Source organism: Roseovarius sp. ZX-A-9, assembly GCF_028369135.1.
Lineage (GTDB): Bacteria > Pseudomonadota > Alphaproteobacteria > Rhodobacterales > Rhodobacteraceae > Roseovarius.
The window spans coordinates 175,001-194,986 of record NZ_JAPWHW010000002.1 but is presented as its reverse complement, the minus strand read 5'-3'; the positions used below and the strand labels follow the sequence as shown (position 1 = coordinate 194,986).

Annotated in this window: 17 protein-coding genes and 1 pseudogene; 6 read left to right on the top strand and 12 right to left on the bottom strand. The window is 57.8% G+C overall.

The window, feature by feature from the left end:
* Positions 1-57 precede the first annotated feature (57 nt).
* The 3 genes and pseudogenes from cysK to O3306_RS03335 form a co-directional block, all read left to right on the top strand.
* Positions 58-1,095, top strand: a pseudogene (gene cysK, locus O3306_RS03345) (cysteine synthase A); the annotation flags it as partial.
* Between the two features lie 108 nt (positions 1,096-1,203).
* A complete protein-coding gene (locus O3306_RS03340) occupies positions 1,204-1,584 on the top strand; it encodes a glutaredoxin (RefSeq protein WP_272003491.1) in 381 nt (126 codons plus the stop codon).
* A gap of 20 nt (positions 1,585-1,604) precedes the next feature.
* On the top strand, positions 1,605-2,828 hold the full coding sequence (locus O3306_RS03335; RefSeq protein WP_272003303.1) for an MFS transporter: 1,224 nt from the start codon (positions 1,605-1,607) through the stop codon (positions 2,826-2,828).
* 314 nt (positions 2,829-3,142) lie between these two features.
* On the opposite strand, the gene O3306_RS03330 is transcribed toward O3306_RS03335, so the two are convergent.
* The gene (locus O3306_RS03330; protein WP_272003301.1) at positions 3,143-4,039 is read right to left on the bottom strand and encodes a TIGR01459 family HAD-type hydrolase; all 897 of its coding nucleotides are present in this window, start codon (positions 4,037-4,039) and stop codon (positions 3,143-3,145) included.
* Positions 4,040-4,672: 633 nt separating this feature from the next.
* On the opposite strand from O3306_RS03330, the gene O3306_RS03325 reads away from it, so the two are divergent.
* Genes O3306_RS03325 through O3306_RS03315 form a run of 3 tightly spaced genes read left to right on the top strand, consistent with a single transcriptional unit; the run spans position 4,673 to position 7,487 of the window.
* The gene (locus O3306_RS03325; RefSeq protein WP_272003298.1) at positions 4,673-5,860 is read left to right on the top strand and encodes a pyridoxal-phosphate-dependent aminotransferase family protein; all 1,188 of its coding nucleotides are present in this window, start codon (positions 4,673-4,675) and stop codon (positions 5,858-5,860) included.
* Entirely contained in the window at positions 5,857-6,624 is a 768-nt protein-coding gene (locus tag O3306_RS03320) for a CDP-alcohol phosphatidyltransferase family protein (protein WP_272003294.1), read from the top strand. The genes O3306_RS03325 and O3306_RS03320 overlap by 4 nt, the downstream gene beginning before the upstream one ends.
* A 38-nt stretch (positions 6,625-6,662) precedes the next feature.
* Complete coding sequence (locus O3306_RS03315; RefSeq protein WP_272003291.1) at positions 6,663-7,487, top strand: phosphocholine cytidylyltransferase family protein; 825 nt, start codon at positions 6,663-6,665, stop codon at positions 7,485-7,487.
* A gap of 515 nt (positions 7,488-8,002) precedes the next feature.
* On the opposite strand, the gene O3306_RS03310 is transcribed toward O3306_RS03315, so the two are convergent.
* The 11 genes from O3306_RS03310 to O3306_RS03260 form a co-directional block, all read right to left on the bottom strand.
* Positions 8,003-8,863: a TauD/TfdA family dioxygenase gene (locus tag O3306_RS03310; protein WP_272003289.1), complete on the bottom strand. Its 861-nt coding sequence runs from the start codon at positions 8,861-8,863 to the stop codon at positions 8,003-8,005.
* Positions 8,864-8,882: 19 nt separating this feature from the next.
* Positions 8,883-9,680 carry an SDR family NAD(P)-dependent oxidoreductase gene (locus O3306_RS03305; protein WP_272003286.1) on the bottom strand — a complete coding sequence of 266 codons (798 nt, stop codon included), beginning with the start codon at positions 9,678-9,680 and terminating at the stop codon, positions 8,883-8,885.
* Positions 9,677-11,113 (bottom strand): AMP-binding protein, encoded by a 1,437-nt coding sequence (locus O3306_RS03300; RefSeq protein ID WP_272003283.1) that lies wholly within the window; start codon positions 11,111-11,113, stop codon positions 9,677-9,679. Before O3306_RS03300 ends, O3306_RS03305 begins: the two co-directional genes overlap by 4 nt.
* Positions 11,113-11,694 (bottom strand): thermostable hemolysin, encoded by a 582-nt coding sequence (locus tag O3306_RS03295; protein WP_272003280.1) that lies wholly within the window; start codon positions 11,692-11,694, stop codon positions 11,113-11,115. Before O3306_RS03295 ends, O3306_RS03300 begins: the two co-directional genes overlap by 1 nt.
* 79 nt (positions 11,695-11,773) lie before the next feature.
* Positions 11,774-13,141, bottom strand: coding sequence for a sensor histidine kinase (locus O3306_RS03290; RefSeq protein WP_272003277.1), 1,368 nt, complete (start codon positions 13,139-13,141; stop codon positions 11,774-11,776).
* On the bottom strand, positions 13,138-13,827 hold the full coding sequence (locus O3306_RS03285; protein ID WP_272003275.1) for a response regulator transcription factor: 690 nt from the start codon (positions 13,825-13,827) through the stop codon (positions 13,138-13,140). The genes O3306_RS03290 and O3306_RS03285 overlap by 4 nt, the downstream gene beginning before the upstream one ends.
* A gap of 13 nt (positions 13,828-13,840) precedes the next feature.
* Entirely contained in the window at positions 13,841-14,446 is a 606-nt protein-coding gene (locus O3306_RS03280; protein WP_272003272.1) for a DUF6134 family protein, read from the bottom strand.
* A gap of 186 nt (positions 14,447-14,632) precedes the next feature.
* The gene (locus tag O3306_RS03275) at positions 14,633-16,243 is read right to left on the bottom strand and encodes an ABC transporter ATP-binding protein (protein WP_272003270.1); all 1,611 of its coding nucleotides are present in this window, start codon (positions 16,241-16,243) and stop codon (positions 14,633-14,635) included.
* A 22-nt stretch (positions 16,244-16,265) separates the two neighbouring features.
* Positions 16,266-17,126: an ABC transporter permease gene (locus O3306_RS03270; RefSeq protein ID WP_272003268.1), complete on the bottom strand. Its 861-nt coding sequence runs from the start codon at positions 17,124-17,126 to the stop codon at positions 16,266-16,268.
* Between the two features lie 10 nt (positions 17,127-17,136).
* Positions 17,137-18,093, bottom strand: coding sequence for an ABC transporter permease (locus tag O3306_RS03265; protein ID WP_272003266.1), 957 nt, complete (start codon positions 18,091-18,093; stop codon positions 17,137-17,139).
* A gap of 88 nt (positions 18,094-18,181) precedes the next feature.
* Complete coding sequence (locus O3306_RS03260) at positions 18,182-19,621, bottom strand: amidase (protein WP_272003263.1); 1,440 nt, start codon at positions 19,619-19,621, stop codon at positions 18,182-18,184.
* Positions 19,622-19,986 lie beyond the last annotated feature (365 nt).

Below are 19,986 nucleotides of genomic sequence, written 5' to 3'. Positions count from 1 at the left end.
ATCCCGCCTGAGGCGCCTGCGATCCCCATCAGTACCTACCGTCAAAGGAATTAAACCATGAACGCTATCCATAATTCGATCCTGTCCACCATTGGCAATACACCTGTCATCCGGCTGAGCGCCCTCGCACCCAAAGGGGTCGAGATTTTCGTGAAGGCCGAGAGTTTCAACCCCGGCGGCTCGGTCAAGGACAGGTTGGCGCTCGGGATCATCGAGCAAGCCGAGCGTGATGGCTCTCTCGCGCCCGGCCAGACCGTGGTCGAGGCGACCTCGGGCAACACCGGCATTGGTCTTGCCATGGTCTGCGCCGCCAAGGGTTACCCGCTGGTCGTGACGATGGCTGAAAACTTCTCGGTCGAACGTCGCAAGCTGCTGCGGATGCTGGGCGCGAAGGTCGTGCTGACCCCCGCGTCGGAAAAAGGCTCCGGTATGCTCGCCAAGGCAGCGGAGCTTGCCGAGACGCATGGCTGGTTCCTTGCCCGTCAGTTCGAAAACGAAGCTGGTCCCGACATCCACTCCGCCACGACGGCCGAAGAAATCCTCGACAGTTTCAAAGACACGCCGCTGGACGTTTTCGTGACCGGCTTCGGTTCGGGCGGCACGCTCAAGGGCGTTGCCCGAGTGCTGAAGGCAAGAAGCCCCTCCACCAAAGTGATTGCCACCGAACCGGACAATTCACCGTTGCTCGGGTCCAGAATCGCGCAGGGCTATTTGCCGGACGGTTCGCCGGCCGGAAGCCACCCCGCCTTTCGCCCGCATCCCATGCAGGGTTGGTCGCCGGATTTCATCCCAAAACTCGTAGGTGACGTCATAGCGTCGGAGCATATCGACGCGATCCAGCCGGTCAGCGGTTACGACGCGATCCAATGTGCCCGGGATCTGGCGCGCAAGGAAGGGCTGCTGGTCGGTATCACTGCTGGCGCGACGCTGGCTGCCGCCATTGCCATCGCGCAGACCGCCCCGAAAGGCTCGCGGATCCTGGCCATGCTGCCGGACACGGGCGAGCGTTATCTCACAACCCCGCTTTTCGACGGGATCGAGGAGCATATGGACGAGGAGGAGAAGGCGATCGCCGCTTCGACTGCACGTTTCCGCTTCGATTCCACAGCCCCGGCTCAGGCGCCCGCGACGCTCCCTGTCCCGGCCAGCGCGGCGGCGATCGCCCATGTCGATACGATTCTGGCAGATCCCGCACAGCCGGTTGTGCTTTTTGCGCTGGAATGGTGTGAGTTCAGCTGGTCGATCCACCGTCTCTTTGCGAAGGCGGGGATATCTTACCGGACGGTGAACCTCGATGGGCCGGAGTACCGGGATGAAGCGTGGGCCGCCCATGTGCGGCGCGCTGTAGGAGAACGATCCGGCGCACCGACGATCCCGCAAATCTATATTGCCAATCGGCACATTGGGGGCGCCACAGAAACCTTCGATGCTTGCATTGACGGCTCATTGGCCGTGCTGCTGTCAGAGGTTGGCCAGACGGTGGAGACCGACAGGCTCGGAAATGCCTATGACTTCCTGCCGAAATGGCTTCACCCACGCGGCCACGCCGCCGCCCCGCAAAACCCTGCCAGTCAGGCCGCTTGAGCGCGTGAGAGGATAGTCCTATGCCCGTAACTGAACCACGCTACCGTTGGGTAATCGCCGCGATTGCAGCCGTGATGCTTGCAATCTCAATGGGACAGCTCGTCAACGGGATGTCCGCCTTCGTCCTGCCGCTGGAGGCCGAGTTCGGCTGGACCCGCGGCGAGATCGCACTGATCAATACTTTCGGGCTGATCGGCCTCGGTATTGGCGGTATTCTCATGGGCCGCGTCGCGGACCGGGTGGGAATCCGAAGCGTCGTGATCGCCGGATCTCTGGTGACCGGAACGGCCGTGCTTGCCGCGTCGCAGGCCAGCGACCTGTGGCAGTTCTATGCATTGTTTTTCCTCGCAGGAGCTTTTGGCGGTGGGGCCCTTTTCGCGCCGCTCATGGCGCTTGTCAGCGGCTGGTTCAAATCCGGGGCAGGGCTTGCCATTGGGCTCGTCGCTGCGGGGCAGGCGGCGGGGCAGGGTGGTATCCCACTGGCATCGACACTGCTGATCGAAGCGATGGGGTGGCGCGGGGCCTTCGCGACGCTGGGGATCGTCTCCTTGGCCACGCTGGTGCCGCTTGCTCTTCTGGTCCGGCAGCCGCCGGTCGCGCCTGCGCTGGGCCCGCGGCTGGCTGAGGCCGAGCGCACGCTTGGGGCTGTGCCAGCCGTTCTGGTCATGGGGGCGGCGGTGCTGATGTGCTGTTCGTTGATGTCCGTCCCGCTGATGCATCTGGTGCCCTTCGCGCAGGGTTGCGGAATCCCCGCAGCCGAGGCGAGCGGGATCGTCGTCGTGATGATGCTGGCGGCCATCGCCGGTCGGGTCGCTTTCGGGCAACTTGCCGACTGGATCGGTGCGATCCCGGCCTATCTGGCGGCCTCCGCCTGGCAAACGGTATTGGTGTTCCTGTTCACCCGGATGCACACGCTCGACCAGCTGATGGCCTTCGCGCCGGTCTACGGCTTTGGCTATGCCGGTGTGATGACCGGAGTGCTGGTGACGATCCGTCGGGTTACGCCCGCTGCCTCGCGTGCGACATGCACCGGCTTCATCATGGCCTTCGGCTGGGCTGGTCACGGTCTCGGAGGGGTGGTTGGAGGATATTTCTATGACATTACGGGAAGCTATGACCTGACATTTGCTGCCGCTGCCCTGACTGGCGTGGTCAACCTTGCGATCATAGGGGCCCTGGGGCTCTACCTGTCGCGGCACAAGGTGGCTGTACAATCCACGGGACCGCTCGCCGCGTCGACCTGACCGGAATGCACATCGCGCCGCACAGCTTGCGCGTGATGTTCCCTGGTCGCAAATGCCCGCATGTCTTTGCGGGCATTCGCACTCTCGGGTTTCGCGACTACGTTGTGATAGCGCTGAAACGCGTTTCCGGCAGGTTGCCCTCATGTCCAGTGATATCAAATCACCGCCTCGCCGCGCGGCAGGACGTGTTCTGATGGATCGCATTGTTCCACGACCCGAAACATCAGCGCATGGTTGACGGAATGCGGGCGCCTGTTGGCCTGGAAACAAGACGACAGAACTGAACGAGGCAGGGGGGATACCAAGGGCTATGCTCAAACCCAGCGCAGGCGGTCATTCATTCCAACAAGATTGATGCCCGGGTATTGGCTTTCAATTATCTTTCTCACAGAGGCCACGTTTGCCGGGGTATTCATCCCTGCAAATTCATCAGCGTGGATGCCGCCCGCAATGAAATAGGCATCAAGCCCATTTTTCGCGGCTCCCTTGATATCCGTTGGCATGCCGTCACCGACAGCCAGCAATCGGCATTTCGGGACTTTTCGATTGGCGAGGGCGTCCACCCTGTTCCGCGCTTCCTGATATATTGCGGCTTGAGGTTTGCCCGAGAAAATCACCGTGCCGCCCAACTGTGAGTAGCGTTGGGCAATCGAACCGGCGCAAATGACCATTCGGTCTGCGTCCCTGACAACCAGATCAGGGTTCGCGCAAATCATCTGGACCGCGTTATCCCGCATTTCGACCAGAAGGTCTTGATACACGTCCACCGTTTCTATGGCGTCATCCAGTGGCCCGGTCAGCAGGCACAGTCTTGCGTCCGATAGTCCCACGATCGGGTTCGTAGCGCCCTCCAGAATCGAACGGTCGCGGGCCGGGCCAAAGTGGAAGAGCGCAGCGTCGGGGTCACGCTGGATCAGGTTCCGCGTGACGTCCCCGGATGTAACGATGCAGTCGAATGCGTCCCGCGGAACTCCCAGACGCTCCAGTTGCGGATAGACATCTTTCGCAAGACGCGGGGCGTTGGTGATCAAAACGACATGGCGGCCAGTTGCGCGGAATCTGCACAAGGCATCGACGGCGTCATCGAAGGCCGCGGCGCCATTGTGGATTACGCCCCAGACATCACAGAGCAAACCGTCATATTGGCTGGCAAGTATGCTTAGCGGCGTGAGACCGGTTGACGCATTCGAAGGCTGTGGGGTGATTGTCATGAAGCTGACGTGGCGACCCGCAACCCAAGTGTCAAGTTTGGATGGGGGCCGGAGCCTGCAATCGAATTGCCAATTTCGTGCCTGAAGGGAGGCTGGCCTATCCATCTGAAACCTTCGGTACCCCGGCCCAGCGGGCAGAACGGCAGTATGGAGAAGTGCGCAGACGCATACATCTCTTGTATTTTGGTGGATTGGTCATTAGGTATACCCAATCAGGCGCACCACTCTGGGGTGCCAATTATTCTGAAAACAATCGCAGAATTTCAATCCCACTGAAACGACTGCTGATTATTACCGGTCAAAGTCAGGCGCCGCTAAATGTGCCGCCGCGAGCTGACCGTCTCTTGCGACCTCTGAAATTGCTCGCCCTTTTCTGCACTGCCATTCGAGCGCTCTTTTCCAGCGCATGATAGCCCCCCGTCTGCAACCTTTGTTGAGACAACGTTATATTTGGTTTCTTCCTGCAGACGTTCAATTTCTGGTCCGCGTGCTGTCGGCCACCTTTTGTGGCTGCGTTTACGAATTCGATTTGTGCCCTCTCGATGTCCATGCGCGATCCGCAAGCATGGGCCATTCATGGGCGTGCCGACGTCCCTACCAATTGGTCGGGGCGTTCAGGAAGGTTGACGTCTTTTGGATAAATATCTGCTTTTCACACCCGGCCCCGTAAATGTGGCCGAGACCCTGCGCCATGCGATCTGCCGCGAAGATATCTGCCATCGCGAACCCGATTTCGATGACCTTCTCGCCAGTATCGAACAAAAGCTCCTGTCGCTCTTTCAGATTGCCAACCGCAGCCGCTATCGCGCAGTGGTGATCACCGGTTCAGGCACCGCTGCCAATGAGGCGATATTGTCATCTGTCGTCGGCAAGGGCGAGATCCTGATCCTGTCGAATGGTGAATTTGGCGAGCGTTTGCACAAGACCTCGCAAATCCACAACAATAAGACCCATCTGATCGAAGTGCCTTGGGGCACGCCGTTCGATCTGGCGCAGATCGACGCCTATCTGGCGGCCCACAAGATCGACGTGGTTGCCATGGTCCATCACGAAACCTGTTCGGGCATGCTGAACCCGCTGGGTCCGGTCGGCGCGATGGCCAAGGCGCGCGGCGCGCTGTTCGTCGTGGATGGCGTCAGCTCGGTCGGGGCGGAAGTGGTCGATATGGAGGGCTGCAACATCGCCTTCTGTTCCAGCTCCAGTTCCAAGGCGATCGGGTCTTATCCCGGTCTGTCCTTCGTCATCGGGCGGAAGAAGCACTTCAAGAAGCTCAAGGCTCACGCGGCCAACACCACCTATCTGAACCTCGCCACGTTCTACGAGTTTCTCAAAACCCGCAGCCAGACGCCGAACACCCCCGCCGTGCCGCTGTTCTATGCATTGGAGCAGGCTCTGGCCAACATCCTACGCGAAGGCGTGACCAAACGCTTTGCGCGGATACAGGCCCGCGCAGACATGCTGCGTGTCGGCATGCGCAGGCTGAATCTGGAATTTCTGGTCGATGAGGCGGACATGTGTTCGATCCTCACGACGGTTCGGGTGCCGCCCAGCCTTTCGGTGCGCGACATCCGCGACGGGCTGCGCGAGAAATCCATCATCATCTACGAGGGCAAGGGCTGCTTTGCGGGCCGGGTGTTTCAGGTCGGCAATATCGGCGAATTGTCCGACTACGACATACGGTTTTTCCTTGAGGCGCTGAAGGATGTTCTGCTGACATTGCAGGCCAAAGCCGCCGACCTCGTCGCAACGGTTAGGCCGAAGGGAGCAACCCTCGTGAGGTTGCCCGCACCAACTCTGGCGCTGACAAAGGTGGTGTCATGACCGGCAAGCTGGCACGGCTCTGGGCCACCAAGACGAAGGACGATGAATGGTGGTCGTCCTTCGTTACCGCGCCGCTGGCGATCTTCGCCAATTACGGCGTTGTCGACCGGCCCTGGATTACACCGAACCGGATCACGGCGGCGTCGTTCCTGGTCGCCGTGGTGGCGAGCGTCGGGATTTTGATCGGCGGCACCGCATGGTTCATCGCGGCGGCGATCCTGATCCATGTCAGCCATGTTCTTGACTGCATGGACGGCCAGATGGCGCGCTACCGGAAGGTATCGTCGCTGGTGGGCAGCTATTATGACCGTCTGACGGATCAGGTGCAGGTCACGCTCTGGTTCGGGGCGGCGGGATATGCGGCATATGCGCAATCGCTGAGCGTCGTTCCCGTCTTCCTTGCGCTGATCGGTATCGCCTTCTACGGCCTGCGCAGCTACGTGAAATACATCGCCATCCAGATCCAGACGGCGCGCGATCCGAGCTATCCGGAGATCATGGCCCGGCTGAGCCAGACCAGCCCGCAGGCGGGCCTGGGATATGGGCTGCGCGCCAATGTCCTCTGGTTTCTGAAGGAACAGCCAAAGGCCCTCATCGCTGATGAAGGTGTCTTCATCTTCATGCTGTCCGTCGCGCTCGTGCTCGATCAACTCACGCCGATGCTCTTGGTCTTTGCAATCAGTCAGGTCTTCTGGGGCCTCTACTGGTCAGTCAAGCAGGGCATGAACATCACTGCCGAAAGGCAGCTTCCAATTCAGAAATAGCGCGTCGGTAACGGCGCAATCATGAGGAAATAAAAGCTATGTCATATGAAACCACACGCGCGCCCACTGCGGTCATTCTGACGGCAGGGATCGGATCACGTCTGGCCCCTTTTACGGATGATTGCGCCAAAACCCTGCTATCCGTGGGCGGCTCTCTCATTCTTGAACGGATGATCCGTAATTGCCTCAGCTGCGGGATTTCGCAATTCGTCCTGGTGCTGGGCCACCGGGCCGATCAGATCAAGCAATTTGTCGACAAGACGTTTCGCGGCATTCGTGTCACCTATGTGACCAACGACCGTTATCGCGAAACCAATACCGGCTATTCCCTGATGCTGGCCTCAACGGCCATCGGGGTGGGGGAGTTCATAAAGTTCGATGCCGATGTGGTGTTTGACGTCAAAATTCTGCGCGATCTCATCGACAAGGCTGTGCCGAATGTCCTGTGCATCGACCGCAACATCGCGCTGGAGGATGAAGAGGTTAAGGTTGTAACGGACGATGCAATGCAGGTGCTTGAGATCGGCAAAGCCGTCGATCCAAAGGCGGCGATGGGGGAATCCATAGGTATCGAAAAGATCAGTGCCAAGACCGCGCCGGCCCTGTTCGCCGAGCTTGCCCAGATGATGGAAGGACCGGGACATCTTCAGGACTACTACGAGGCTGCTTACGAAAGGCTGCTGGCAAAAGGCACCGTCTTTCATGCGCTTGATATCACCGGACTGAATTGGACGGAGATTGATACGCCGTCGGATTTGGACTCGGCCAACGCCATGTTCGAATCCCCGGTCAAGACCGTATCACGCGGGCAGCAGCGCGCGCTCAATGAGGGCGCGACGCCCAGGCAGGCCACCAGCGTCTGAATAACGATATTCCAAGCCATCGGCTGCCTTTCCAAGGGCACCGGTGGATCACAGCAGCCAAGCCCCACCATTTCGGCACGGGATCGCTGCGCTTCGCAAAGGACAGATCATGGCCCGGGGTAACAACAGCAATCGCGGCAACAAGGAAACAAAGAAACCGAAGCAGGAGAAGCCCAAAATTTCAGCCACGGCTAATTCTCTGGCGGGAAAACCTGCGCTGTCAATCGGTGGCAAAAAGGTAAAGTAGCGTCGTCGCGAAGGCCGCCAAAACACCGGATGCCTTGGCAGGCATGTCCGGAACGGACGCTTTGGCGGCCTTTCATGTCACAGGATACTGCGCTGCATCTTCGGTCTGGTTTAGGCCCCAACTATGGAATGCTGCGAGGGTCCCAATATCAGACTTCAGGTGAAAGAACTTGGGTCTACGGCATCAGGAAAATGGGGAGCGTTTTGCGGAACCAGTTATCGAACCTCCACCAAATTCTGCCCGAAACGCCGTTGCCGTGAAAAGCCTGTCAAAGGCGTCCCATACCGATGAACAACTGTCGGTCCTGATCCTTGATTGCGCGACGGCCATGCATGACGCGGGTATTGTCGATGACGGCGACGTCGCCGTCTTGCCAGTTGATCTCGACCGTGCAGGTCTCTGCGATATCACGCAGTTCTTCGATTTCATCGGCGGAAACGATATCGCCATCGTCCAGCGTATAGACCGGGGGTTCGTAATTGTGCGACGGCCCCAGAATGGCGTTGGCAAAGGCTTGCCCCCCAGACAAGGAAGATGCGCGGATCGGCAATACCTTGATGCGGTATTCCAGTGATCCGTCGTCATTCAGCGTGAAATCCTGATCCGGGATTGACGCTTTGAATTGCAGGATATGTTCTTGCGTCACCTCTTCGGGTTCGCTGATGGCGGGGTGCTCGTTTGCAAGGTAGCGTTTCCACAAGGCTTCGGGCAGCGTTCGGGTGACCATCATGCGCTGGGACCAACGCGTGCGCTGCACTGGGGACATCGCATCAACTACGCGACGCCCATCGCAAATTGTGGTTTGCGACCCCTCAAAGGCAGCCTTGCTGCTGTAAAATGCGACGATGTCCGGGCAGACGGGGGTGTTTCCGTTTTCGATATGCAGGCCGATGGGCCCCAATCCTGCATCCACTTTCTGGGTGTTCTTGTCGGTATTTTCGCGAGCGGGATCGAATGTGATCGCTTTGCATAACCGGGATGTGATGGTGCTGAAGGCAGGTATATCCATCGCAAAACCGCGCAGCAGGGTCCAGCCGTCGCTGTCGAGATGGTCTTTGATCTGGTCAAGAATGGCGGGCGTGACGCATGCTGCGTCCGCTTGAGCGGCACGGATAACATTATAGCTCATGGGAATTGTCCTGTAGATTTCAGATTTCAGAAGGGGTTAGCTGCTTGAGCGCCGCGAGCGTTTTGGGATCGCGCGCCTGAGCGCCGACCGATTTGTCGACCAGCGACGGAAACAGGCGTTGCACTTTGACGAAGATGCGCTCTTTGCCCTTGGGGAAACTCTCGCGCTTGCCTTTCAGGATCGCAGCCCAGGCTTGCGACGCGACCATTTCGGCCGGGTCCAGCGTCATATCCATCGGTTCCACCAGCGCGTCGAACGCGCCTTTGGCGTTGGTGCGGGTGGCGCGCGGTGCGATATAGGTCACGCCAACGCCTGCGCCTGACAGCTCGCGTCTCAGGGCATCCGAGAACCCGCGCAGGCCAAATTTTGTGGCCGAGTATCCCGCAAAGTAGGGATAGGCGATATCGCCAAAGACCGAACCGATGTTGACGATGCGCCCTCTGGTGCGGCGCAAGGCCGGCAGCAGGTCGCGGGTCAGGGCCATGGGGGCCACAAGGTTGGTCGTGGTCATCCGCTCAAGATCAGCGTCGGTCATGTCAGCGATGTGACCAACGCTCAACACGCCTGCGTTGTTGATCAGTATGTCGAGAGTGGGCCCGACTGCATCCATGATTGCGGCGCGTCCCTCCGGCGTGGTCACATCCGCCACGACACATCTCACATCAGCGCCGATGCAGCCTTCTTTGGTCTGTTCAAGCGTCGTCGCGGTGCGGCCCGCGAGGATCAGCGTGAAACCTTTTCTGGCTGCCTCCAGGGCAAGTGCCCTGCCAATGCCGCTGCCTGCGCCGGTGATCAGAACGGTGTTAGAACGCGTCATGATGCGATCCTCTCTGCAGGACGTGACAGCGCCACGGCTCGGCGCGAATTGATGATATTTGCGACAACAGAACGGTTGGGGGTGCCGACGGGGAAGAGCAGCCCCGGTTCGGAAGGGTCGGTGATGATGACCTCGCCTGGGCACGCATAGGGCGGCAGATCCGCAAGGTAATGTTCAATCTGCGCCAGATCGATTGGTACAGCCGCAACGACGATCAGAACCAGCGCACCGTCGCTTTCGCGCAGCCCAAGACCGGAGCTGACGACACGCGGATCGGCGTTAACGCGCTGTTCGACCCATTCGGGCGAGACGTTGCGGCCTGCACCCGTGACCAGGAGCGCGTCCTTGCGCCCGTCAATGACCAACCGGTCGCCCTCGAAATGGCCCAGATCACCCGTGCGCCACACATCTGGTGCTGCGGGGCCATTCAGATAGCCAGACATGATCGTGGGGCCAGAGACGACGATTTCACCGTGCTCCAGGGTCACGCTCAGCCCGTCGAGCACTGGCCCAACAGTTCCGGGATGCGTGTCTCCGGGCGTGTTCATCGCCACAACGGCGCAGCATTCTGACAACCCGTAGCCTTCGTGGATGGGAATGCCCGCAGCCAGTGCCTTGTGGATCAAGGCGGGCGCACTCGACGCACCTCCCACGGCAACAAAACGCAAGCTGTCAGGCGCGCGGCGATCACCCAGTGCCTCCAGCCAGCGGCCCAGTATGGCGGGGGCCAGCAGGCTTGTTGTGGGGCAGGTATCCTCGAAGGCAGCGACCAAGGGGGCAATCGGCGTGCCAAAGAGCGTTTTGGTTGCCTCGAACCGGAATACTGTTCTGGCCCCGGCCACGATGGGCAGGAATATCCCGCATATCTGTTCCAAGAGTTGCGCCAAAGGCAAGATGGACAAATGTATGTCGGCCGGACCCGCTGCGATCACGCGAGAGAGGGCCGTGATGGAGGCGTCCAACTGCCGGTCGCTAAGCACAACGCCTTTGGGGGTGCCGGAAGAACCTGAGGTATAAATGATCCTTTCTGCCCCGCCTGCATAGGGCCGTAGATCCAGAGGATCTGAACGGTTCATCTGCGTGCTGATCTGGGTCAGATGCGGCAGAGCGGCGAAAAGCTCCGGGGAGTTGGTGACAACAGCGCTGACCTTGGCATCCATCAACACATGCGCATTCTGGGCGGTGCTGAAGAAGAACGGCAACGGGACCTGCCGCTTGGCGCTGACCGTCAGCGCCAGATCGGCCACGACATAGTCGATACCGCCCGCCAAGCCGATAGCGACAACACCGTCTATGGCATCCAGATCACGGGCCAGATGCTCCACTCGGGTCGTCAGTTCCTGCCAGGTGATCTGGCCCGCGTCGTCTTCGAAGGCGATGTCATGCGGACGGGTCTGCGCATGTTGGTACAGTGCGTCAAAAACCTGTTTCACTATGAGGCCTCCGCCGCGACTGGCACAGCACGGGGCGACAAGAACACAGGATTTGTCAGCACGTCATTGAAGGCGCAGACGCGCGGGTCCGTATCGTAGTAGTGCCCCCAATCCTGCGGGTTTGGCACCATCGAGATCTTGGCAGGGGCCAGTTCGACAAATCCAAGGCCGGTGCGGCGCAAGAGACGTCGCAGCGGGGCCGTCGCTGTGAAGACACCGCAGGTCATGCCATTTTCGCGCCCCCAAGCGATCATCCTGTCCAGCATCGGCAGGACGGGGAATGGTGTGGTGGACGCAAGCGAGACGACTTCCATGATGTTGTCAGTGGGCACGTCAAGGTTTGCGGCGTTCTGCAGCGCAGGTGAAAAACCCGAGCCCAAGTAAATATCCGAGAAAAACCCGTCCTGCGCGGTGCGAATGCCCGCCGCGCACAGGATTTTGCCATCAAGACGCTTTGCGACCACCAAAAGCGGGGCGAACGCGTTCACTTCTGCGCCATACGCGTCACGGTAGACACGTTTGATATGCTCTTGAGCCGCGACTCGACCGGGACACTCCCCGGTCAGAAATTCGATTTGCATAGACTACCTCAATGTTCCGTATTGAGACGGTCATCGCGGGTCTGACTTACAAGAGACTTACAGGTGGGGAAAAATCGCCCTACGGTCGTGGGTTATTGAAAATGAATGAAAATACGCTGCCGCCCCCCGTGCGGTTTTCGATGGCGACCGTCGCGTTGTGACAGTCCGCCACGGACTTTACGATGGCGAGTCCGATACCCGATCCGTTGCTGTTTGAACTGCTGTGTGCGCCCCGGTTGAAACGTTCGAACAGGGCAGATTTCAGCGCCTCGGGCACACCCGGCCCACGGTCAAGGACTCGCCAGCCGGGGGGATCGGACAAGACTTCGATCTCGACCTCGCTGTGTTCAGCGGTGCAATGCAGCGCATTCCTGATGAGGTTGCCAAGCGCGATGCTCAACAGTCCGGTATTGCCGCTAACCTCTGACCGTTCGGCACCGGTGACCGACAAAGTGCGGTTGTTGCGCACGGCACCCTGGGCAAGCCCCGTTGCGGTATCCACTGCCACAGCGTGCAGATCCACTGTTTCAAAACCAGAGATCGAGGCCGCATCGGCACGCGCCAGATCAATTAACTGGCTGAAAATGCGATCCAGCTTGTCTGCGTCTTGCGACAATGTCTGGGCAAGTTCCGCGTCTTCTATCCGGTCAATGCTGGATCTGAGAACCGCAATAGGCGTGCGTATTTCGTGAGCCACATTTGACGAAAAATCCCGCTGGGCCTTGTAGCCTTGTTCCAGACGGGCAAAAGCCTCGTTTACGTCTGTGATCAAGGGCACGAACTCTGCTGGCAGCTTACCTGCATCAAGCCTGCGATTGGCTGCCAGAGGTCCTATCTCTCGCGCTTGTTCGGACAGGGTACGCAGGGGGGCCAAGGAACGGCGCGTGGCAAAAAGTGCAGCCGAAATGATCATCAGAACGGCAAGGATGGCCCACCAGATTTCCTCTTCTATCTCGTGCAGAAGTTTGGAAAAGCGTGTTTCATTGTTCCGTTTGGGGAAGGTCGAGACCAGAACATAAAAATTCTGGTCCATGATCGTCGCGCGCATCCCAAGGCCAATGCGTTCACCCAGCAAAGTGACGGAACGCGCAGCGCCAACCTGCAGTTTTGCAAGCTGCCGCCAGATCTCATCAGAGGCCTCGCCACCTGCGACAAGGCGGCCTTCATCCGTAAATACGGTATAGCGAAAGTTGCCGTTGACCCCGCGAAACCGAAGCGCATCGGGGTTGAGGCCAAAACTCGGAAGACTTGGATCGATCTGTGCGATCACTTCCTTGGCCTCGCCGATCATCGCCTCTTCGAGGGTATCTTCAAGGTGTTCGTTGAACTCACTGATAAGCACGACGACGGCAACCACGATACACAGGCTGAGGGCTGTGATGATGTTCAGCAGTAGTCGTCGCTTTAGGGATCGGCGCGGCCCGAAAAGAACCGTCGAAACGCTCACGTCTCGCCGTCCTTCTTGCAGTCGTGAAGAACATACCCGATGCCGCGCAGGTTGTGGATTTCGATGGTAGCCCCTTGGTCCGCAAGTTTTTTGCGCACACGGTGGGTCAACACTTCGATGGCATTCGGGGTGGCGGCCTCATCGAAACTATACAGTGCGTTTTCAATGGCATCTTTTGTTATGACACGTTCTGAACGACGCAGGAATATCTCCAACAAGGCAAGCTCGCGTTTGGAGAAGGCACTGGCGACTCCTCCAATCGTCAGTGTGCGATCTGTTGTTTCAAAGGTCACGTTGCCAAATGTCAGTGTCACTCCCAACGCCCCACCGGGGCGGCGCAACACAGCGTTGATCCGCGCGATCAGTTCGGTGACCGCGAACGGCTTTATCAGATAGTCGTCCGATCCGGTGTTCAGCCCCTTGATCCGGTCCTCCAACGCGTCCCGAGCCGTGCAGATGATCACCGGTGTCTGCGGATTGCTCTGTTTGATCTGTGGCAGTAAATCCAGACCATCGCGGTCCGGCAGGCCGAGGTCCAGAATGAATACATCGTAGTCAAAGCTCTTGGCCGCATGCAAGGCGTCGCCAGCGGTAGCGACCACGTCCACCACAAATCCTGCTTTACGCAAACTGGCGCTCGTATTGAGCGCCAGCTTCTCATTGTCTTCGATGTATAAAAGCCGCATTCGGAAAATCGTCCTATTTTCGAATGTACATGACCGTGGACCCATCATCTGCCCTGAACGCCACCTGCGCAAGATTGCCGTTGGCATCATACCAAAGGTCGCGCGCCAGATCACCGGACACCTGGTAATGATGCGCCGGCACTGAGCCGCGTTTGGTGTTTACCGTTTCAGTCCCAAGATCGGCGACGCGGACATTCATGATCGTGCCGTCGACGGTGTTCATCAGCTTGCCACTGCGCACGATATCGTCGTTCCACAAACTGGCGGGCAGGACGCCCTTGTTCTTGGTTTTCAACTCATGTGGTGTGCCATCATCATTTGTAACCGAGCTGAGTTGCTGCAACTTGCCACCTTTCCAGGTCTCTACACTTGCGTGCTTGAAGCTGTAGACGGTGGTGCGGATCAAGGGGACTTTCACCTCGACGTTGGTTGCCACCGTCACGGTAAACGCGCCGCTTGGGCCGGAAAAATTGTAGCTGTGATCGCCGATGTCCTTGCCGTTGCGCATGACATCAAAGGCCAGCCTTCCATCTGAAAGAATAGACAGGGCGTTGACAGGAGCCGCCAATGCGACGGCAATCCCGAGAAAAATACCAAAAAGACGCATGTAAAACTCCATTGTTGCGCTGCGATTTCGGGTTCAATGAAGGGCGAGACTTACAAGACACTTACAAGTCGAAAGCAACTACGCCGCTCGGCTCTGAAGCACTGAGCCGTGGAAGTGTGAAACATGTGACGGGGATATTCCGGCCCACGGGAAAACAGCTTACTGGCTGATGTAGCAGCAAACTGTCAGCCGTCAGGGTTACGCTTTGCGGTGTTGTATCAGGTTTTTCAGCCAATCGGGGTCCATCTCTGGGACCGAAGATAGCAATAGTTCGGTATATTTATGGTGCGGTGGCGCGAGTATTTCTTCGCGCGGGCCTTGTTCCACAACCCTGCCTTTGTGCATCACCACGATTTCGTTTGATATGGCTTTGACCGTTGCAAGGTCGTGAGTGATAAACAAGTAGGACACGGCCAATTCGTCTTGTAGATCCTGCAAAAGCTGTAAAATGCCTTCAGCGACCAACGGGTCCAGAGCTGAAGTGATTTCATCGCAAACTATCAAATCTGGCTGTGCCGCCAGTGCCCGCGCGATGCACACGCGTTGCTTTTCGCCGCCCGATAACTCCGATGGATAGCGATCAAGATAGCTGTCATCCAGTTCGATCTTACCGAGCAGTTCCGACACCAGGTTTCGTTGTTCCTCTCCGGTAATATCGAAATAAAATTCCAACGGGCGGCCAATAACATCTGCGATCATCATGCGCGGGTTCAGGGCGACATCTGGCATTTGGTAGATCATCTGAATGCGTCGTAAGAGATCTTTGGGGCGATCTTTGAAAGAGGGTGCGAGAGGGGTGCCTTGAAAGCTGATGGTCCCAGTGTCTTGTGGCAACAACCCAGTGATCACACGGGCCGCAGTCGACTTTCCTGACCCGGACTCGCCGACCAAGGCCACGGTTTTGCCTCTGGTCACAGTGATGCTGACATCATCCAGAATTTTGACCCCGCTGCCATAGCTGGCAGAAACATTTTGCATCACCAATACTTCTGCGTCCCTGTCATCAGGGTGATTTTTTTCGTCGTGCTTGTGGTGAACCGTTACCAATGCGCGGGTGTATTCTTGGGTCGGGGCTTCGATGATCTGACGTGTATCGCCGGTTTCCACCTCTTGGCCATTGCGCAGTACCATGATGCGGTCGGCGATTTGAGACACAACGGCCAAATCATGTGTGATATACAGAGCTGCCGTGTCAAAGTTGCGAATGGCATCTTTTATGGCGACCAGAACCTCGATCTGGGTTGTTACGTCCAGCGCGGTGGTGGGTTCGTCAAAAATGATCAGGTCGGGATTGCAGGCCATCGCCATTGCAACCATCGCACGTTGCAGCTGGCCGCCGGATACCTGGTGGGGGTAACGATTGCCGAATTCCTGAGGGTCGGGCAAACCCAGAACCTTGAACAGGTTTTGGGCTGCTTTTTCCGCTTCTTTGTAATCCATCACGCCGTGGAACACAGGTGTTTCGGTGAATTGTTGCATCAACGTATGCGCAGGATTGAACGCGGCAGCAGCGCTCTGGGCAACGTAGGCAATGCGCACGCCACGCATCTTGCGCAGGGTTTCCTCGGCGGCGGTGGCCATATCAATGCCGTCAAACATAATCGAACCGCTGACGATACGGCAGCCGGGCCGCATGTGACCCATTGCTGAGATGCCCAGTGTGGATTTCCCCGCACCGGATTCCCCGATCAGGCCCAGAACCTCGCCTTTTTGCAGCGACAGGGAAACGCCACGCAAAATAGGGCTCCAGCGATCCTCCTGGTATCCTTCGGCGACCAGATCTTTGATGACCAACAATGGTTCAGACATTCTATTTCCTTGTGGCTGTCGGCTATCGCGTGTCGCGGATACCGGATGCTTTGTGCAGGAACCAATCCACAACCAAATTCACCCCAACCGTCAGGAAAGCGATTGCGGCTGCAGGAATAAGGGGAATGATGATGCCAAAGGTGATCCCTTGGGCGTTTTCGCGCACCATGCTGCCCCAGTCGGCAAAGGGCGGCTGAATCCCAAGACCCAAAAAGCTAAGCGCGGCGATGAACAAAAAGACAAAACAGAACCGCAGACCGAATTCAGCGATCAGCGGGGATAGTGTGTTTGGCAGGATTTCACGGCGCATCACCCACCAAAGCCCTTCGCCGCGCAGTTTTGCGACCTCGACATATTCCATGATTTCCACGTCCATGGCGACGGCGCGTGCGATCCGAAACACACGGGTGGAATCCAGCAAGGCAATTACGATGATCAGAATATGAATTTCAGTGCCCAGGACCGACAGGATCATCAGAGCGAATATCAACGTCGGGATCGCCATGATGATATCAAAGGATCGGCTGATAAGTTGATCGACCCAGCCCCGAAGGGTGGCGCAAAGAAACCCGAGTGTGACACCAACGGCAAATGCAAGCGTCGTGGTAAGCAGAGCAATCCCAATCGTGTTGCGCGCGCCATAGAGTACGCGCGTCAACAGATCACGCCCGATATGATCGGTGCCCAGGATGACAGGGGGGGTGTGGGATGGTGACTGCGCGTCCCAAAATCCGTTTTCCCACGGAGCGCCAACAATTTCTGTTTCACCGTAAGGCGCGATGGCTGGCGCGAACACGGCGGCGAAACAATTCAAAAGGACAATGAGCATGCCGATCTTCGCGGCGCTTGGCGCTGTACGCAACAGTTTCCACGTCGATCCCATCAATTGATCCTCACTTTGGATTTCTGAGTTTTGGGTTGGTGATGATGGACAGGATATCCGCCAGCAAATTCAGCAACACATAGGTCGCGGCAAAGATCAGAACGCTGGCTTGAACCACGGGCAGATCACGGTTGGAGACTGAATCCACCAGCAGTTGGCCCAGGCCCGGATAGACAAAGACCACTTCGATCACCACGGCTCCAACGACCATAAAGGCAAGGTTCAGCACGATCACATTGATCACAGGCGACAGTGCGTTTGGCAAAGCGTGATGAACAATGATGCGCCAACGGGTCAAGCCCTTCAGTACGGCCATTTCGATGTAGGGACTTGCGATCACGTTCAAAATCGCGGCCCGTGTCATGCGCATCATATGCGCGACTGAAATCAGGGTCAGCGTAAGCGCGGGCAGGGCGACGGCGTAGAGTTTGTTCCAGAAGCCCATATCGTCGGATATGCGGGAAAAGCTGGGGAAGAACTGAAACTCGACGGAAAGCCCGAGGATCAGGATATAGGCGATGAAAAATTCGGGGAAAGAGATCGCGGTAAGGGTCGAGATGGAAATCAGTTTGTCCGCCCATCGGTCCCGATAGAGCACCGACAAGATACCCAGCAGCAGTGCAATGGGAACCGCCATTGTTGCCGACACGGCCGCAAGGAAAAACGTATTCCCCAAACGCGCGCCCAAGAGTTCGGATATGGGGCGGCCACTGGCCAAGGATTCGCCTAAATCGCCGACCACAATACCGCTCAGCCATGTGAAGTAGCGCACGTGTGCGGGTAAATCCAACCCCAGCTTATGGCGCAGTGCCGCGGTGTTTTCTTCGGTGGCGGCCTGACCCAAAATTGTCTGGGCCAAATCGCCCGGCAATGCCTCCAGCCCCAGGAAGACGATAAGCGAAATGATGAAAAGCGTCACAACGCCGAAGGCGAGGCGCTTGAAGACCATTTGGGGCAGTCCATCCATGTTTCTTGCGCCTTCTTCTTAGTTCGCTTGATCGTGAGAGCTAACAACACCCTTTGGAATTTCCCAAGAGATGGCGCTTTCCCGTCTGCTATCCGAGTTTGTTGGAAACATGCAGTGCGGGTTGCTTGTGTGACCATGGCAGGGCCTGCTCCATGAAGCCAGCCAAGGAGAAGAGGCTCGCTTCGTCGCCAAATTTTGCGGCAAATTGCACGCCGATTGGCAAGCCTCCAGAACTTTGGTGCAGCGGCAATGAAATCGCGGGTTGGCCTGTGACGTTGAACAAGGGCATGAAAACGCCCAGTTTGGAAACCTGTTCATTCCAAGTATGGGGATCAACGGGACCTGCTGGGTTGCAATCCAACGCGCCGATTTTGGGTGCCGGACCAAGGCAACTTGGCATGACCAACACATCATAGGCCTCAAAGAACGCGCCTGCTTGACGGTTGATGGTGTTGAAGACTTCCAGGGCGTCCAGAATATCTGAGGCCGACAGCTTTTTGCCCGCTTGATAAAACGCCCATGTGGCAGATTGCAGGTTGTCAGGCCCCGGAGTTCGGCCCAGTGCCGCCCCAAGTGCATCAGAGCTATGTGCGACGCTAGCGCAAGATACGGTCAAAGCGGCGGCCATGAGCGCCACATAATCAATTTCGGGACGGGCTTCTTCGATGTTGTGGCCTGCGTCTTCTAGAACGCTCAAGGCTTTGTGGACGCCTGCTTGTACTTCCGGATCGCATTCACGGACCCACGGGTCTGTTGTGTAAGCGATGCGCATGGTTTTTGGCGGGCGCGCCAGCAGGTCGAGATAGGATGTTTCGGAGGGCGGGATGATATAGGGATCGCCTACGGCTGACCCTTTCACCGCGTCCAGAGCTGCGGCGCAGTCCCGCACTGTGCGGGTGACGGCAAAGGTCGCTGCCAGGCCGTTCAGGGCTTCCGCTTGGGCGGGCCCTGCGGAGATGCGCCCGCGTGTTGGTTTGAGGCCGACCAGACCGCTGTGGGATGCGGGACTGCGGATTGATCCGCCGCCGTCACTTGCCGTGGCAATTGGCACGGCCCCCGATGCAACCATTGCACATGATCCGCCGCTAGAGCCGCCAGGTGTGTGATCAAGATTCCAAGGGCTGCGGGTGATGCCGGTCACAGCGTTTTCGGTAACACCTGCAAGAGCAAATTCCGGTGTGGCTGTTCTGCCAAGATTGTTGAAACCTGCTTGGCGAAATCGCGAAAAGACAAAACTGTCTTGCGTACACATATTGCCAAGGGCCAGCTTGCTGCCCATTTCGCACAATGTGCCCTTTTCTTCGGCGCCGATGTCTTTGTTCAACATCGGAACACCGGAAAACGGACCAGAGGCAGGGTGTGCGTCTGTGCGGTCTGGAAAGGTTTCGATCGTGGCGTTGAGATCGGCGTTTACATAGTTGATGGCCTCTAGTGCCAGTGTCGCCAGTTCTTTGGAGCTGACGTCTTTCCTGGCGACCAGTTCGGCCAAACCCATAGCATCATAACGCGCGTATTCAGTCAGATGCATAGCGTCTCTCCTTCATGACCATGTGACAGGAGGCGTGTGACTGATGAGCAGAAACTGCGCCGAAGGGATAACATGGTGCTATCAAATTTTGTGGGTCCGCGAGGGGTGCGGGTGTTGTGATTCTTGATGTTCTACTGGGCGGAACATATGTCCCGTTAAGCGGACCGTGCAATATGGGTATCGCCAATCCAGCCGTCTTGTCAAACACGAATATTCAAACCCGCAGGATCAAAACCCTGAAGATGAAATCCATGTGAGGATATCTGGGGGAGGACGGCAGAAATGCTGTTCCCCAAAAGACGGGGCGGGAATTGGGGGGGGGGGGGGCGCGCGCAGATTCAGCGGGTGCCAGAACCTGCCGGCGC

Excerpts from the sequence above, each read along its gene's own strand:
- O3306_RS03260 (WP_272003263.1), bottom strand. The coding sequence starts at position 19,621 with ATGCATCTGACTGAATACGCGCGTTATGATGCTATGGGTTTGGCCGAA.
- O3306_RS03315 (WP_272003291.1), top strand. The coding sequence starts at position 6,663 with ATGTCATATGAAACCACACGCGCGCCCACTGCGGTCATTCTGACGGCA.
- O3306_RS03295 (WP_272003280.1), bottom strand. The coding sequence starts at position 11,694 with ATGCAAATCGAATTTCTGACCGGGGAGTGTCCCGGTCGAGTCGCGGCT.
- O3306_RS03270 (WP_272003268.1), bottom strand. The coding sequence starts at position 17,126 with ATGGGATCGACGTGGAAACTGTTGCGTACAGCGCCAAGCGCCGCGAAG.
- O3306_RS03335 (WP_272003303.1), top strand. The coding sequence starts at position 1,605 with ATGCCCGTAACTGAACCACGCTACCGTTGGGTAATCGCCGCGATTGCA.
- O3306_RS03330 (WP_272003301.1), bottom strand. The coding sequence starts at position 4,039 with ATGACAATCACCCCACAGCCTTCGAATGCGTCAACCGGTCTCACGCCG.
- O3306_RS03285 (WP_272003275.1), bottom strand. The coding sequence starts at position 13,827 with ATGCGGCTTTTATACATCGAAGACAATGAGAAGCTGGCGCTCAATACG.
- O3306_RS03305 (WP_272003286.1), bottom strand. The coding sequence starts at position 9,680 with ATGACGCGTTCTAACACCGTTCTGATCACCGGCGCAGGCAGCGGCATT.
- O3306_RS03320 (WP_272003294.1), top strand. The coding sequence starts at position 5,857 with ATGACCGGCAAGCTGGCACGGCTCTGGGCCACCAAGACGAAGGACGAT.
- O3306_RS03310 (WP_272003289.1), bottom strand. The coding sequence starts at position 8,863 with ATGAGCTATAATGTTATCCGTGCCGCTCAAGCGGACGCAGCATGCGTC.
- O3306_RS03280 (WP_272003272.1), bottom strand. The coding sequence starts at position 14,446 with ATGGAGTTTTACATGCGTCTTTTTGGTATTTTTCTCGGGATTGCCGTC.
- O3306_RS03275 (WP_272003270.1), bottom strand. The coding sequence starts at position 16,243 with ATGTCTGAACCATTGTTGGTCATCAAAGATCTGGTCGCCGAAGGATAC.
- O3306_RS03265 (WP_272003266.1), bottom strand. The coding sequence starts at position 18,093 with ATGGATGGACTGCCCCAAATGGTCTTCAAGCGCCTCGCCTTCGGCGTT.